Origin of the sequence: Sodalis sp. C49 (genome assembly GCF_046352915.1) — a bacterium.
Classification (GTDB): Bacteria; Pseudomonadota; Gammaproteobacteria; order Enterobacterales; family Enterobacteriaceae; genus Acerihabitans.
This window is the reverse complement of sequence record NZ_CP163303.1, coordinates 5509915-5523500: the sequence shown is the minus strand read 5'-3', so window position 1 is coordinate 5523500 and position 13586 is coordinate 5509915. Positions and strand designations below refer to the sequence as shown.

11 protein-coding genes are annotated in these 13586 nt (G+C 58.5%); 7 read left to right on the top strand and 4 right to left on the bottom strand.

Annotated elements, in window-relative coordinates:
* Nucleotides 1-24: 24 nt before the first annotated feature.
* A complete protein-coding gene (locus tag ABUK12_RS25000; protein WP_410014342.1) occupies nucleotides 25-1035 on the top strand; it encodes an NAD(P)-dependent oxidoreductase in 1011 nt (336 codons plus the stop codon).
* A gap of 47 nt (nucleotides 1036-1082) precedes the next feature.
* On the opposite strand, the gene ABUK12_RS24995 is transcribed toward ABUK12_RS25000, so the two are convergent.
* From ABUK12_RS24995 to apbC, 3 genes are all read right to left on the bottom strand, one after another.
* On the bottom strand, nucleotides 1083-1493 hold the full coding sequence (locus ABUK12_RS24995; RefSeq protein ID WP_410014341.1) for a type II toxin-antitoxin system VapC family toxin: 411 nt from the start codon (nucleotides 1491-1493) through the stop codon (nucleotides 1083-1085).
* Between the two features lies 1 nt (nucleotide 1494).
* Nucleotides 1495-1746, bottom strand: coding sequence for a type II toxin-antitoxin system Phd/YefM family antitoxin (locus tag ABUK12_RS24990; RefSeq protein WP_410014340.1), 252 nt, complete (start codon nucleotides 1744-1746; stop codon nucleotides 1495-1497).
* 176 nt (nucleotides 1747-1922) lie between these two features.
* The gene (gene apbC, locus ABUK12_RS24985) at nucleotides 1923-3035 is read right to left on the bottom strand and encodes an iron-sulfur cluster carrier protein ApbC (RefSeq protein ID WP_410014339.1); all 1113 of its coding nucleotides are present in this window, start codon (nucleotides 3033-3035) and stop codon (nucleotides 1923-1925) included.
* A 141-nt stretch (nucleotides 3036-3176) separates the two neighbouring features.
* Between apbC and metG the strand changes: the two genes are divergently transcribed.
* Together metG and ABUK12_RS24975 are read left to right on the top strand one after the other, a co-directional pair.
* Nucleotides 3177-5213, top strand: a complete 2037-nt coding sequence (gene metG, locus ABUK12_RS24980; RefSeq protein ID WP_410014338.1) for a methionine--tRNA ligase — start codon at nucleotides 3177-3179, stop codon at nucleotides 5211-5213.
* A gap of 186 nt (nucleotides 5214-5399) precedes the next feature.
* Nucleotides 5400-6623, top strand: coding sequence for an MFS transporter (locus ABUK12_RS24975; protein ID WP_410014337.1), 1224 nt, complete (start codon nucleotides 5400-5402; stop codon nucleotides 6621-6623).
* Nucleotides 6624-8109: 1486 nt separating this feature from the next.
* Here the strand turns inward: ABUK12_RS24975 and ABUK12_RS24970 are convergent.
* Complete coding sequence (locus ABUK12_RS24970) at nucleotides 8110-9015, bottom strand: dihydrodipicolinate synthase family protein (RefSeq protein ID WP_410014336.1); 906 nt, start codon at nucleotides 9013-9015, stop codon at nucleotides 8110-8112.
* Between the two features lie 253 nt (nucleotides 9016-9268).
* Here ABUK12_RS24970 and ABUK12_RS24965 point away from each other — a divergent pair, with 253 nt between their 5' ends.
* From ABUK12_RS24965 to ABUK12_RS24950, 4 genes are all read left to right on the top strand, one after another.
* Nucleotides 9269-9673: a CidA/LrgA family protein gene (locus ABUK12_RS24965; protein WP_410014335.1), complete on the top strand. Its 405-nt coding sequence runs from the start codon at nucleotides 9269-9271 to the stop codon at nucleotides 9671-9673.
* Complete coding sequence (locus ABUK12_RS24960; RefSeq protein ID WP_410014334.1) at nucleotides 9673-10368, top strand: CidB/LrgB family autolysis modulator; 696 nt, start codon at nucleotides 9673-9675, stop codon at nucleotides 10366-10368. The genes ABUK12_RS24965 and ABUK12_RS24960 overlap by 1 nt, the downstream gene beginning before the upstream one ends.
* A 196-nt stretch (nucleotides 10369-10564) precedes the next feature.
* Complete coding sequence (gene cdd / locus ABUK12_RS24955; protein ID WP_410014333.1) at nucleotides 10565-11596, top strand: cytidine deaminase; 1032 nt, start codon at nucleotides 10565-10567, stop codon at nucleotides 11594-11596.
* 190 nt (nucleotides 11597-11786) lie between these two features.
* Nucleotides 11787-13484, top strand: a complete 1698-nt coding sequence (locus ABUK12_RS24950; protein WP_410014332.1) for an NAD-dependent malic enzyme — start codon at nucleotides 11787-11789, stop codon at nucleotides 13482-13484.
* Nucleotides 13485-13586 lie beyond the last annotated feature (102 nt).

Below are 13586 nucleotides of genomic sequence, written 5' to 3'. Positions count from 1 at the left end.
TAACCAATTGCAAAAGGAATCGTTATGAAACCCAACGTCGTCCTGTATAAAACCATTCCCGCCGATCAACTGGCGCGGCTGCAGGCTGCTTTTAACTTGACCCGATTCGACAGCATCACCGACGCCAACCGGCAAGAGGTCATAGCCGCCCTGCGCCATGCGCAGGGCCTGATTGGCGCCAGCCATCCCATCGGCAACGAATTGCTTGATGCCGCGCCCGGATTGCGCGCCATTTCCACCATTTCGGTGGGCTATGATCAGTTCAGCGTGCCGGAACTGACGCGCCGGGGCATTACCCTGATGCATACCCCGGGCGTATTGACCGAAACCACCGCCGACACCATTTTCACCCTGATCCTGACCAGCGCCCGGCGCGCCGTGGAGTTGGCGGAGCTGGTGAAGCGCGGGGAATGGCGGCGCAGCATCGGCGAGGAATATTACGGCACCGACGTCAACGGCAAGACCATCGGCATCCTCGGCATGGGCCGTATCGGGTATGCGGTGGCCAAACGCGCGCATCTGGGATTCGGCATGCCGGTGATGTATTACAATGATAAGGTGAACGAACAGGCGGAGAGCCTGCTCCATGCCCGCCGCGCTACCCTGGATCAGGTGCTGGCCGAGGCGGATTTTGTCTGCGTGGTGCTGCCGCTATTGCCGGAAACCGAGAAATTGATCGGTTACGCCGAAATCAGCAAGATGAAGCCGGGCGCCATCCTGATTAACGGTTCGCGCGGTAAAATCATCAATGAGCCGGAGCTGATACGCGCCCTGCAAGACGGCGTGATACGCGGCGCCGGGCTGGATGTGTTCGAGCAGGAGCCGCTGCCGGCCACCTCGCCGCTCCTGGCGCTGCCCAACGTGGTGGCGCTGCCGCATATCGGTTCGGCAACGCATGAAACACGCCACGCCATGGTGGCCTGCGCGGTGGACAACCTGATTGCCGCGCTGTCGGGCGATGTGACTCAAAACTGCGTTAATCCTGGGGCGTTGCGCAACGTGGCAGCTACTGGCAATGAATTTAAGGGAATGTAACGACAATCCCGATCAATCCCCGCCCCTGGCGGCGGGGCAACTGGCCGTCACAGCCAGGGATTTAATAACGTTACGCCGGTTAATCCGAAATCTTTCGTGTTGCGGGTAACAAGTGTAAGACGGTTCGTTATGGCGGTTGCTGCGATTAATGAGTCTGTCATACATTTAGGGTCAGGGACATGCATTTTGGCACAGCATAGCGCTACAGCGGCATCAACTGCCAGGATCCTGTCATGAAAACCTTTTATTACTGTATGCTCAAACCAAGACCGCAATTTGACCGCTTGCGTTAAATCTTTCCTTTCTTTTAGTAAGATACCTTTTTCAATTTCCATAATAACTAATGCGGAAGTATACATTTCATAGTGTTCGTTACTTGCCGCCCATTCCCTGACGTTGGGATCAGCTTTATCCCCCTTAAAAAGCTCGGATATCACATTGGTATCTAACAGAAACATATTAAAACTCAACAGGCCTTGCTTGAATGTGCGCGCGTTCCGTTTCTAGATCGAACGATTCACCATCGGGGGGAGACAGCGCGTCAAGAATACTTTTACGCCCCCCCGTGATACTGCGGTAGGCTTCTTCGCTCAGCAGAACATGGGTTATTTTGTTGCGGGATTTTATAAACACCGGACCTTTGACAGCATCCCGTTTTGCTTTGGTAATGTTTTGATTGAGTTCCCGACTTGATATGTAGGTTACGCTCATCTTATCACCCCCTCATAACACAGCGTATGTAGTAACATTACTACATTACCGTTACCCGGGCAAGTAAGGAAGATAGCCTCACCGGCGACGTCAAGGGCAGGAACCGTGGGTCCGGCACGTCATCCATTTTTATCACCCCGTGCCGGCCATAACACATAAGCAGGATTATTCTGCCCTTATAATGCCTTAAACGATATCTCGGTGGGGATAACCTCGCCCTGCCAGTACAGCTGCGCCGCCACCTGTCCCGCCAGTTGGCGGTAGAGCTCGGTGAACTCGCTGTCCGGCCGGCTGACCACCGTCGGCTGGCCACGGTCCAGATCTTCGCGTAGGCTGATATGCAGCGGCAGTTGCCCCAGCAGCGCGCAGTGGTACTGCTCGGCGAGTTTTTCGGCGCCGCCGGTACCGAAGATGGCCTCCAGATGGCCGCAGTGGCTGCAGATATGCACGCTCATGTTTTCCACGATGCCGAGCACCGGCACGCCGACCTTTTCAAACATCACGATACCCTTGCGCGCGTCGGCCAGCGCGATATCCTGCGGCGTGGTCACCACCAGCGCGCCGGTGACCGGGATATTCTGCGCCAGCGTCAGTTGGATATCGCCGGTGCCCGGAGGCATATCCAGCACCAGGTAATCCAGCTCCGGCCACAAGGTGTCGTTAAGCAGTTGCAGCAGCGCCTTGCTGGCCATCGGCCCGCGCCAGACCATGGCGTTATCTTCCGTTACCATATACCCGATGGAGTTGGTGGCCAGGCCGTGCGCCATGATGGGGGCCATATGCTGGCCGTCCGGCGACGTGGGGCGTTCCTCGGTGGTGCCGAGCATGGCGGGAATCGACGGGCCGTAGATATCCGCGTCCAGCAGGCCGACGCGGGCGCCCTCGGCGGCCAGCGCCAGCGCCAGGTTAACCGCGGTGCTGGATTTGCCGACGCCGCCCTTGCCGGAGCTGACGGCAATCAGGTTGCGCACGTTTTTTACCCCGGGTTGATCCTTGACCCGCTTGAGCGTGGCGATATTGTGGGCCAGCGTCCAGTCGATGGCCCGCGCCCCGGTGACGCGCAGCAGGTCCGCGCTGGCGGATTCCTTCAGCTCCTCAAAGGCGCTGTGCCAGGCGAAGGGCATGATAAGTTCGATATGCAGCGTGCCGTCCAGCAGCGCGCAGTGGTTCAGCGCCTTGAGTTCGGCCAGGCCGCGTTTGAGCGTGGGGTGCTTGAAGCGGGCGAGCACCTTGGCGACCTGGGCGCGCAGCACCTCGGGAGTAGACTGTTCGGGTGATGGAGGATTCATCACGGCTCCTTAATTTCTCATTCTGGGGGTGGTAACCGATGCCCATAGCATAACAGAACTGGCGGCGCTTGTTTACGTGAGGTGTCGCTATCGGTTACCATCGAAACTCTTTATTTCATCTGATAAAAGCACATTCCCAACATGACTCAAGTCGCGAAAAAAATATTGGTAACCTGTGCGTTACCATACGCTAACGGTTCAATTCATCTCGGCCATATGCTGGAGCATATCCAGGCAGATATTTGGGTCCGTTTTCAGCGAATGCGCGGCAATCAGGTTTATTTCATCTGCGCCGATGACGCGCACGGCACGCCGATCATGCTTAAGGCCCAGCAGCTCGGCATCGCGCCGGAAAAAATGATCGATGAAGTGAACCAGGAGCATCAGAAGGATTTTGCCGGTTTCGGCGTCAGCTATGATAACTACCACTCGACGCACAGTGATGAAAACCGCGAGCTGTCGACGCTGATTTACCATCGGCTGAAAGATAACGGCTATATCAAGACCCGCACCATTTCCCAGCTGTTCGACCCGGAAAAAGAAATGTTCCTGCCGGACCGGTTTGTCAAGGGCACCTGCCCGAAGTGCAAATCCCCCGATCAGTACGGCGACAACTGCGAAGTGTGCGGCGCCACCTACAGCCCGACCGATTTGATCGATCCTAAATCGGCGGTGTCCGGCGCCACGCCGGTGATGAAGGAGTCGGAACACTTCTTCTTCGACCTGCCGGCCTTCAGCGATATGCTGAAAGCCTGGACCCGCTCCGGCGCGCTGCAGGAGCAGGTGGCCAACAAAATGCAGGAATGGTTTGAATCCGGCCTGCAGCAGTGGGATATTTCCCGTGACGCCCCCTACTTCGGCTTTGAAGTGCCGGATGCGCCGGGCAAGTATTTCTACGTCTGGCTGGACGCGCCCATCGGTTATATGGGGTCGTTCAAGAACCTGTGCGACAAACGCGGCGACATTGATTTCAACGAATACTGGCGCGTGGGTTCCAATGCCGAGCTGTATCATTTTATCGGCAAGGATATCGTCTATTTCCATAGCCTGTTCTGGCCGGCGATGCTTGAAGGCAGCGATTTCCGCAAGCCGACCAATTTGTTTGTCCACGGCTATGTGACGGTGAACGGCGCCAAGATGTCGAAATCGCGCGGTACCTTTATCAAGGCCAGCACCTATCTTAAGCATCTTGACGCGGACTGCCTGCGTTATTATTACGCCGCCAAGCTGTCGTCGCATATCGACGACATCGACCTGAACCTGGAAGACTTCGTCCAGCGGGTTAACGCCGATATCGTCAATAAGGTGGTTAACCTGGCCTCGCGCAACGCCGGTTTTATCGCCAAGCGCTTTGACGGCCGTCTGGCCGATACCCTGGCCGACCCGGCGCTGTATCAGACCTTTACCGATGCCGCCGTCGGCATCGCCGAGGCGTTCAACGCCCGTGAATCATCGCGCGCCATCCGCGAAATCATGGCGCTGGCCGACCTGGCCAACCGCTATGTGGACGAGCAGGCGCCCTGGGTGGTGGCGAAAGCGGAGGGACGCGAAGGGGATCTGCAGGACATCTGCTCAATGGGCATTAACCTGTTCCGCGTGCTGATGACCTATCTCAAGCCGGTGCTGCCGTCGCTGGCGGAACGCGCCGAGGCGTTCCTGAACGTGCGGCTTGACTGGGACGGCATCCACACGCCGCTCACGGGCCATAGGGTTACGACCTTCAAGGCGCTGTTCAGCCGTATCGATCCCACGCACGTGGCGAATATGGTTAACGAATCCAGGGAAGAAGCGGATGCCGCCGGCGCCAAGGCCGCCGGCGCCGGTCCGCTGGCGGATGAGCCGCTGCTTGAGACCATCGCCTTTGACGATTTCGCCAAGGTGGATATGCGCATTGCGCTTATCAAGCGCGCCGAGCTGGTGGATGGATCGGATAAGCTGCTGAAGCTGACGTTGGATATCGGCGGCGAAACCCGCCAGGTGTTTTCCGGCATCCGCGCGGCCTATCCCGATCCGCAGGCGCTGGAGGGCCGCCTGACGGTGATGGTGGCCAACCTGGCGCCGCGCAAGATGCGGTTTGGCGTTTCCCAGGGCATGGTGATGGCGGCGGGACCGGGCGGCAGCGACATATTCCTGCTTAGCCCCGACGCCGGCGCCCTGCCGGGCATGGCGGTTAAATAATTCCTTAAGGCAAGGCGTATAACCGGGCCGCCAGAGTTTGCGGCGGCCCGGTAGGTTTTCCGTGTGAAAACCCCCTCTTGGCAGCAGCCTAATACCTTCATTTCGTTATCAATTTAACTCCACATGGTGCGCAATTTAGATTAAGGTTGGGTGTACGCCTTATTATTTATCATGAGAAAATTGGTCATGAAAGGATTCCCACCCATTATCCGGCTGTTGTTAATCACATCGTTAATATTAACCATCGGCCGCGGGCTGACGCTGCCGTTTATCGCCATCTACCTGTCCAGGCAGGGCGGCATGCCGCCGGGAAAAATCGGCCTGGTGCTGGGTATGGGGCTGACGCTGGGCATTATCTTTAGCCTGTATGGCGGCTATCTGGTGGACCGGTTTAATAAAAATCGCCTGATTATTTGCGCCATCATGGTATTTGCCCTGGCGTTTTTTCTGCTGCCGCTCGGCGGGGGCGCTTTGTTGCCGATGATTATACTGGTGGCGCTGATTAATTCGGCGTACAGCCTGTACTCCATTACCCTGAAGGCCAGTATTGCCGAATGGCTGACCGTTGAGCGGCGCATCAAGGCGTTTTCCGCTAATTACACCCTGATCAACGTCGGCTGGGCCATCGGCCCGCCGCTGAGCGTGTTATTGGCGAAAAGCAGCGCCGTGCTGCCGTTTTATTTATCCGGCGTCCTGGCCGCCGCGGCCACGCTGACCCTGGCAATGCTGCTGCCGCGCTATGGCCGCCCGCCGGCCCGGGCGGATGATAACGTGGCGGCGGTAACGGAAAAAATCAACTTCCGTACGACCCTGGACGTGCTGCGCCACGATAAGCGGCTGATCTTTTTTACTCTGGGCGGCGCACTCGGCAGCCTGGTATGCAGTCAGTTCGCCAGCTGTATTTCGCAATACCTGATGGTGGAGTTCGACGCTGTGTTTGCTTATCGGGTGGTGGGGATTATTCTGCCGGTCAACGCCGCTATCGTCATCACCCTGCAATATGCCGTCAGCCGTAATATCCGCCGCGAGACCCTGATGCCGTGGCTATTACTGGGCAGCCTGTTTTTTATTATTGGCCTGCTGGGCTTTATGCTGGCGGGCAATGCCCTGCCGCTATGGATGATCGCGGTTGCCCTGTTTTCGCTGGGGGAAATTATTATTATCCCGGTGGAATATATGTTTATCGACTTTATCGCGCCGGCGCATTTAAAAGGCAGTTATTACGGCATGCAAAACCTGGGTAATCTCGGGGGCGCAGCCAATCCGCTTCTCACCGGCGCTATCCTGACCTATGCACCGCCGGTCTCGCTGTTTATGGTCTTGATACTTGCCACGTTGCTTAGCCTGTGGTTATTCCACCGCGGGTTTCACCATACCCGCCGCGCCGCCGTAACAACACATTCTTTGTGATTGTGTCCCGGTCTTTGGCCGGGAGAGTGAAGAAAGCATGTGATTATCCGTCCGCCAGACCGCGCGGGCAGGCCGCAATTGAATGGTCCAGAGCTATAGCGCGGTTTTAAAGCCGGCATACAGCACGGCGACGACGGGGTTTTGTTTGCGGCATGATCTATGTCGCCCCGAGGGGCGTTTGCGCCATGGCCTATGTCGCCCCGAGGGGCGTTTGCGCCATGGCCTATGTCGCCCCGAGGGGCGTTTGCAGCATGGCCTATGTCGCCCCGAGGGGCGTTTGCAGCATGGCCTATGTCGCCCCGAGGGGCGTTTGCGCCATGGCCTATGTCGCCCCGAGGGGCGTTTGCGCCATGGCCTATGTCGCCCTGAGGGGCGTTTGCAGCATGGCCCATGTCGCCCCGAGGGGCGTTTGCAGCATGGCCCATGTCGCCCCGAGGGGGTTTCGCTTGCCATGCGTGAGGTGTTCATATGTAGCGCCGGGCGCCGGCAAGCGACAAAGAGGCCGTACCGCGACGGCCTCCTTGACCTCCGCGCGCCCGGCAGATCGCGCGTCGCTGCGCGATACCTTCCGACGCCAGTTCCCCCGTTATGCACCGGCCCGGTTAGCGCTCCCGGCGCCACCGGGCCTTTCGCCGCTCCCGGCGGCTCATGCCGGGGTCACAGGCGCCGTCAGCGCGCTTTATGCCGGTCCACATGTCGCTGTTGGCCATGCGTTTTATGAAGTGGCTGCGGCGCTGTTGCTTAGGATAGAGACTTGCGTCGGGATGGGATTGGCCATTATGGGAGGCAATGGCTATGGAATGCAGCTGACACAGAGAAAAGTTGGACATGCAGTCATGCAGTCATGCAGTCATGCAGTAAGGCGTTCATCATTCAACTTTATGCTTAAGTTTTAACAGTAAGCATTAAGCCATTAAGCCATTAGCCATTAGCCATCAAACTGTAAGCTTTAGCGCAAAATGAATACTGATACCTTTCCCGGTAAGTGCATGCCGCAAGAAACCCAAAAACGCTATTTTACTCACAGGCGATGGTGTTGACGTGGTGCCGGCATAGAGTGCGCCGGCGGCGCACATCGCGGCTGGATGAGCCGCCGGGAGCGGCGAAAGCTAAGGGCCGCGCCGGGAGCGCGTCCCGTGCGGTCCAAAAGCCGGGATGGGTGATGCCGGGAACCGCGCAGCGGCGCACGATCTGCCGGAAGCCCGGGGTCCCGGGGCGGGGGCGACTGCCCGCCCCGGGTCGATTGCCCGCACGGTGCGGCATAAAAATCCGCCTCGCATGGCAAGCGAAACCTTCTCCCATGCCAACAAACGCGCCCGCCCAAGCAAAACTTTCCCTAATGCCAACAAACGCACCCCGCCCAAGCGAAACCTTCCCCATGCCGATAAACGCGCCCGCCCAGGCAAAACCTTCTCCCATGCCAGTAAACACCCCTAGGCAAGCTCAACCCCCTGCCCAGCCGTAGTTCCACCAACCGCAATGCCCCTTAAATTACCCCGCTCCTGACCAGCGCGCTCCTTACCTTCTCCTTCAGCTCTTCCGTAAGCGGCGACGCCGGCCAAAGCGAATTCACCGAAATATCCACCCCGGTCAGCTTAATGGCGTATTTCACCACGTTATAGAACGGCAAATCATAATTATACAATTCCGGAATATACGACAGGCGCTGCTGCAGCTTGACCGCCTGGGCATAATCCTGTTCCTGCCAGGCCCGGTAGATGCCGCAGGTCAACTGCGGGGCAAAATTCGCGCTGGCCGGAATACAGCCGTCGCCGCCAAGTATCAGGGTGCCGAACAGATATTCGTCATAGCCGGAAAATACGGCAAAATCCGGACGCACGGGTTTAACCGCGTGGATGGTTTCCCGAATATGGTTAAGGGTATCCACCGTATCCTTGAGGCCGACGATATTCGCGCAGGTCTCCGCCAGGCGACGGATCACCGCCACCGGAATCGATTGGCCGGTCAGCCCCGGGAAGTTATAGATGATAATCGGCAGGCTTAGCGCGTCGGACAGATGCTTATAATGCAGATAGAGGTTTTCCTCGCTCAGCGGATTGTAAAACGGATTTACCGCCACCACCCCATCGGCGCCAATCTTCTGTGCGTGCAGGCCGTAACGGATGGCCTCGCGGGTACCGGAATGGGCAATGCCGATTAAAACCGGTTTACGCTTGTTGACGTAATTAACGCAGAACTCCGCCGTCTGCAGGCGCAACGCTTCCGACATATGGGCAAACTCACCGGCGCTTCCCAGGAAAAACAGGCCGTTGACGTCAGAGGCAATCAGACTGTCCAGCAGTTTCGCCATGCTGTCTTCATCGAGTTGCTCATCGGCGGTAAAAAGGGTGGGAACGGGCGGAATAACACCATAAAAACGTGGAATAGCCATAGTAAAAACCTCTTCTGATCGCAAACACGCCTGACGAGGATCCTTCGTCGGCAAATGAATCTACTTTGTTAACAGTTTGGCCGGGAGATTGCCGTGCGATAAGTCATACATTTAAATCCGCCTTGGTCACGGCACGATTTTTACCGGCATAGCTGATAAGCTGGCCCGGTCATTTCATCGGACGAACCGTGAGCGGTGGCACGGTGTCAGAATTAATTGTATGATAAACGCGATTAGAAATAAGGTTGAGATAATGCGCAATATCATCGTAAACGGCTGGGCCTTTATTCGCGCCTTTGCCTTGATTTACCTGTGCCTGTTCGTCGGTGATTTCCTTTCCACGCTGTTGCCGATTACCATTCCGGGCAGTATCCTGGGCATGCTGATCCTGTTTATCCTGCTCTGTCTGCAACTGCTGCCGCCGTTATGGCTCAAGCCCGGCTGTCATCTGCTGATCCGCTATATGGCGTTGTTGTTCGTGCCGATAGGCGTGGGCGTGATGAACTATTACCACGAGCTGTCGTCGCAGTTCGGCCCGCTGGTGGTGTCTTGCGTTATCAGTACCCTGATTGTCATGGTGGTGGTGGGCTATAGCTCGCATTACATCCACCGTGAACGTCCGGTGGCCGGCCAGCCGCGCCCCCCTGAGGATCAATAATGTTAGCCAATTTCTGGTGGTCGCTGCCGCTTACGCTTGCGGTATTTTTTGGCGCCAGGCGGCTGGCGGCGAAATTTCGCATGGCGCTGCTCAATCCGCTGCTGATTTCCATGGTGGTGATTATCCCGCTGCTGTTGCTCACCGGCATTCCCTACGCGCGTTATTTTGCCGGCAGTAAAATTCTCAACGACCTGCTGCAACCGGCGGTGGTGGCGTTGGCCTTCCCGCTGTATGAACAACTGCACCAGATCCGCGCGCGCTGGAAATCCATTATCAGCATCTGTTTTGTCGGCAGCGTTACCGCCATGGTCAGCGGCACCGCCATCGCGTTGTGGATGGGCGCCACGCCGGAGATTGCCGCCTCGATCCTGCCTAAATCGGTGACCACGCCGATTGCCATGGCGGTGGCGCAGTCCATTAACGGTATTCCGGCCATCAGCGCGGTATGCGTGATTTTTGTCGGTATCCTGGGCGCGGTATTCGGCCATACGCTGTTCAGGCTGCTGGGTATCACCACCAAAGCCTCCCGGGGCCTGGCCATGGGCACCGCGTCCCATGCGCTCGGCACCGCCCGCTGCGCCGAGATGGATTTTCAGGAAGGCGCGTTCAGTTCCCTGGCATTGGTGATCTGCGGCATTATCACCTCGCTTATCGCGCCGTTCCTGTTCCCGCTGCTGCTGCGGGCGTTCGGCTGATCTCGCCGCGCCGGCATCCGTCCGGGCTGATGCGATAATTTGCTTGACCCGCCGGCGACCCGTCCAGGCTGATGCGATAATGTGCTTGACCCGGTCGTCGCCGGCAACCGCCAGGCCGCACGATAAGATATTGATCATATTTATTTAAGCCTACAACGTCTAAAATGATCCCATAATAAATGCTCAGGGAATCATTATGCACGCACGGTTTACCCCCTCACTGGACGCCCTGGCACCGGCCCTGCGGTCCGCGCTGGCGCATGAACTGGACCAGGCCGATTTCAGCGGCTGGCTAAGTGCCGCCCAGGCCGCCAGCCTGATGCGGGCCGGCGGGATGGACGAAGACGCCTTATGCTTCGCGCTGCTGCCCCTGGCCGCCGCCTGCGCCCTGGCGCCGGTCTCGCGGTTTAATGTCGGGGCGGTAGCGCGCGGCGTTAGCGGTAACCTCTATTTCGGCGCCAATATGGAATTTATCGGCGCGCCGCTGCAGCAAACGGTGCATGCCGAGCAAAGCGCCATCAATCATGCCTGGCTGCGCGGTGAAAAACGCCTGCGCGGCATCAGCGTCAACTATACGCCATGCGGCCATTGCCGGCAGTTTATGAACGAGCTGAACAGCGGCACCGACCTGATGATTTACCTGCCCGACCGTTCGCCCGCCACGCTGGGCAATTATCTGCCCGACGCGTTCGGCCCGCGCGATCTGGCCATTCATACCCTGCTGATGGACGGCGTGGATCATCAGTACGGCATGATGGCGCCCAATGGGCGCGGCGCCAGGCCGGTGAAATCGCCAGGGGCGCGCGCGGATAGGCTTTACGCCGCGGCGCAAGGCGCGGACCCGGCCCAGGCGGCGTCCGGGCGGCCCGCAGCCGGCAGCCCGGGGAAAAGCGCCGATGGCGTCAACGATCCCCTGGCGCAGCAGGCGTTGCAGGCCGCAAACCAGAGCCACGCGCCTTATAGTCAGGCGCATAGTGCGGTGGCACTGCAAACGGCGGATGGGCGCATTTTTGCCGGCCGCTATGCGGAAAACGCAGCGTTTAATCCCAGCCTGCCGCCGCTGCAGTCGGCGCTGATATTACTGAATATGGCCGGCGCCGACTGCGCGACCCTGCAGCGCGCGGTACTGCTGGAGCGCGAAGGCGCGCCTTTTTCGCAATGGGACGCGACGCGATCGACGCTGACGGCGCTGGGCTGCGGCGAGATCTCCAGGTATTGGCTGACATAAGCCCCTTTCCCGCCGATAACGTCTTCGACGGCGGCGCTGCGTTGCCGCCGGGCGGCGCCGATCGGGGCCGGCTGGAGTATCCAATTATTTATAAGTTAATCATTAAATAACAAATTACCAATGAAAACATGCATCCTTCGCCACAATCTTTTATCCTTTTGGAATCTTTTGCGAAGCGATGGGAAAAGTCATGGAATTGGAACACGAAAGCAAGCGTCCCCTCTATATCCCCCATGCGGGTCCGGTACTGCTGGAATTTCCGCTACTGAATAAAGGCAGCGCGTTTACCATTGAGGAGCGCGATAACTTTAACCTGCATGGCCTGCTGCCGGAAGCGGTGGAGAGCATTGAGGAGCAAACCGAACGCGCCTGGCGGCAGTATCAGGACTTTACCAGCGATATCGATAAGCATATCTACCTGCGCAATATTCAGGATACCAATGAAACGCTGTTCTACCGTCTGCTGGACGGTCATCTGAGCGAGATGCTGCCGATTATCTACACGCCGACCGTGGGCGAGGCCTGCGAGCATTTTTCCGATATCTACCGTCGCGCCCGGGGGTTGTTCATCTCCTACGGTAACCGCGACAAAATCGATGATATGCTGCAAAACGCCACCAAACAGAATGTAAAAGTGATTGTGGTCACCGACGGCGAACGCATCCTGGGCCTGGGCGATCAGGGTATCGGCGGCATGGGCATTCCCATCGGCAAGCTGTCGCTGTACACCGCCTGCGGCGGCATCAGCCCGGCCTATACCCTGCCGGTGGTGCTGGATGCCGGCACCAACAATCCCCAGCGTCTTAACGATCCCCTATATATGGGCTGGCGCCATCCGCGCATTACCGGCGAGGAGTATGATCAGTTCGTCGACGCCTTTATCCAGGCGGTGAAGCGCCGCTGGCCCGATGTGCTGTTGCAGTTCGAGGATTTTGCCCAGAAAAACGCCACCCCCCTGCTTAACCGCTATCGCGACGAACTGTGCTGCTTTAACGATGATATCCAGGGCACCGCTGCGGTAACCCTGGGCTGCCTGCTGGCCGCCAGCCACGCCGCCGGCAGCCGTCTGCGCGATCAGACCGTGGTGTTCCTGGGCGCCGGCTCCGCCGGCTGCGGTATCGCCGAACAGATCGTCGCGGAGATGCGCACCGAGGGCCTGAGCGAGGACCAGGCGCGCGCGCGGGTGCTAATGGTCGACCGTTTCGGCTTGTTAACCGATAAGCTGGCCAACCTGCTGGATTTCCAGAGCCGCCTGGTGCAGCACAGCGACCAGATTGCCGATTGGCGACTGGACAGCGACACGATTTCGCTGATGGATGTGGTGCGCAACGCCAGGCCGACGGTGCTGATCGGTGTTTCCGGCCAGCCTGGCCTGTTCAGCGAGGAGATTATCCGCGAGATGCACGCTCACTGCCCGCGTCCCATCGTCATGCCGTTGTCCAATCCCACCTCCCGGGTAGAGGCCACGCCGGAAGACGTGATTCGCTGGACCGACGGCGCGGCGCTGGTGGCCACCGGCAGTCCGTTTGCGCCGGTGCGCTATAAAGACCGGGTTTATCCTATCGCCCAGTGCAACAACGCCTATATTTTTCCGGGCATCGGCCTGGGCGTCCTGGCCTCGGGCGCGACGCGGGTGACGGAAGCCATGCTTATCGCCGCCAGCCGCGCCCTGGCCGACTGTTCGCCGCTGGTTAACGGCGCCGATGGGGCGCTGTTGCCGGATATCAACGATATCCAGGGCGTGTCGAGAGTGATCGCCATGGAAGTCGGCAAGGCGGCGCAGGTGCACGGCGTGGCGATGGTCACGCCGGAGGAGGTGCTGTCCATCGCCATCGAGCACAATTTCTGGCATCCGCAGTATCGCCACTACCGGCGCACGCCGTTCTGACGCGCCTCAACAAATTGTCACATTGGGCGTATTCAGCCGCCACGCTCCTTGCTTCGGCCGGGCAGGTAAAGTAGCCTTGGGCAATGACTTTGCGGCAGGATA

Bases quoted from the DNA above. Each gene is read 5' to 3' on its own strand.
- ABUK12_RS25000 (WP_410014342.1), top strand. From the start codon at position 25: ATGAAACCCAACGTCGTCCTGTATAAAACCATTCCCGCCGATCAACTG.
- ABUK12_RS24995 (WP_410014341.1), bottom strand. From the start codon at position 1,493: ATGTTTCTGTTAGATACCAATGTGATATCCGAGCTTTTTAAGGGGGAT.
- ABUK12_RS24990 (WP_410014340.1), bottom strand. From the start codon at position 1,746: ATGAGCGTAACCTACATATCAAGTCGGGAACTCAATCAAAACATTACC.
- apbC (WP_410014339.1), bottom strand. From the start codon at position 3,035: ATGAATCCTCCATCACCCGAACAGTCTACTCCCGAGGTGCTGCGCGCC.
- metG (WP_410014338.1), top strand. From the start codon at position 3,177: ATGACTCAAGTCGCGAAAAAAATATTGGTAACCTGTGCGTTACCATAC.
- ABUK12_RS24975 (WP_410014337.1), top strand. From the start codon at position 5,400: ATGAAAGGATTCCCACCCATTATCCGGCTGTTGTTAATCACATCGTTA.
- ABUK12_RS24970 (WP_410014336.1), bottom strand. From the start codon at position 9,015: ATGGCTATTCCACGTTTTTATGGTGTTATTCCGCCCGTTCCCACCCTT.
- ABUK12_RS24965 (WP_410014335.1), top strand. From the start codon at position 9,269: ATGCGCAATATCATCGTAAACGGCTGGGCCTTTATTCGCGCCTTTGCC.
- ABUK12_RS24960 (WP_410014334.1), top strand. From the start codon at position 9,673: ATGTTAGCCAATTTCTGGTGGTCGCTGCCGCTTACGCTTGCGGTATTT.
- cdd (WP_410014333.1), top strand. From the start codon at position 10,565: ATGCACGCACGGTTTACCCCCTCACTGGACGCCCTGGCACCGGCCCTG.
- ABUK12_RS24950 (WP_410014332.1), top strand. From the start codon at position 11,787: ATGGAATTGGAACACGAAAGCAAGCGTCCCCTCTATATCCCCCATGCG.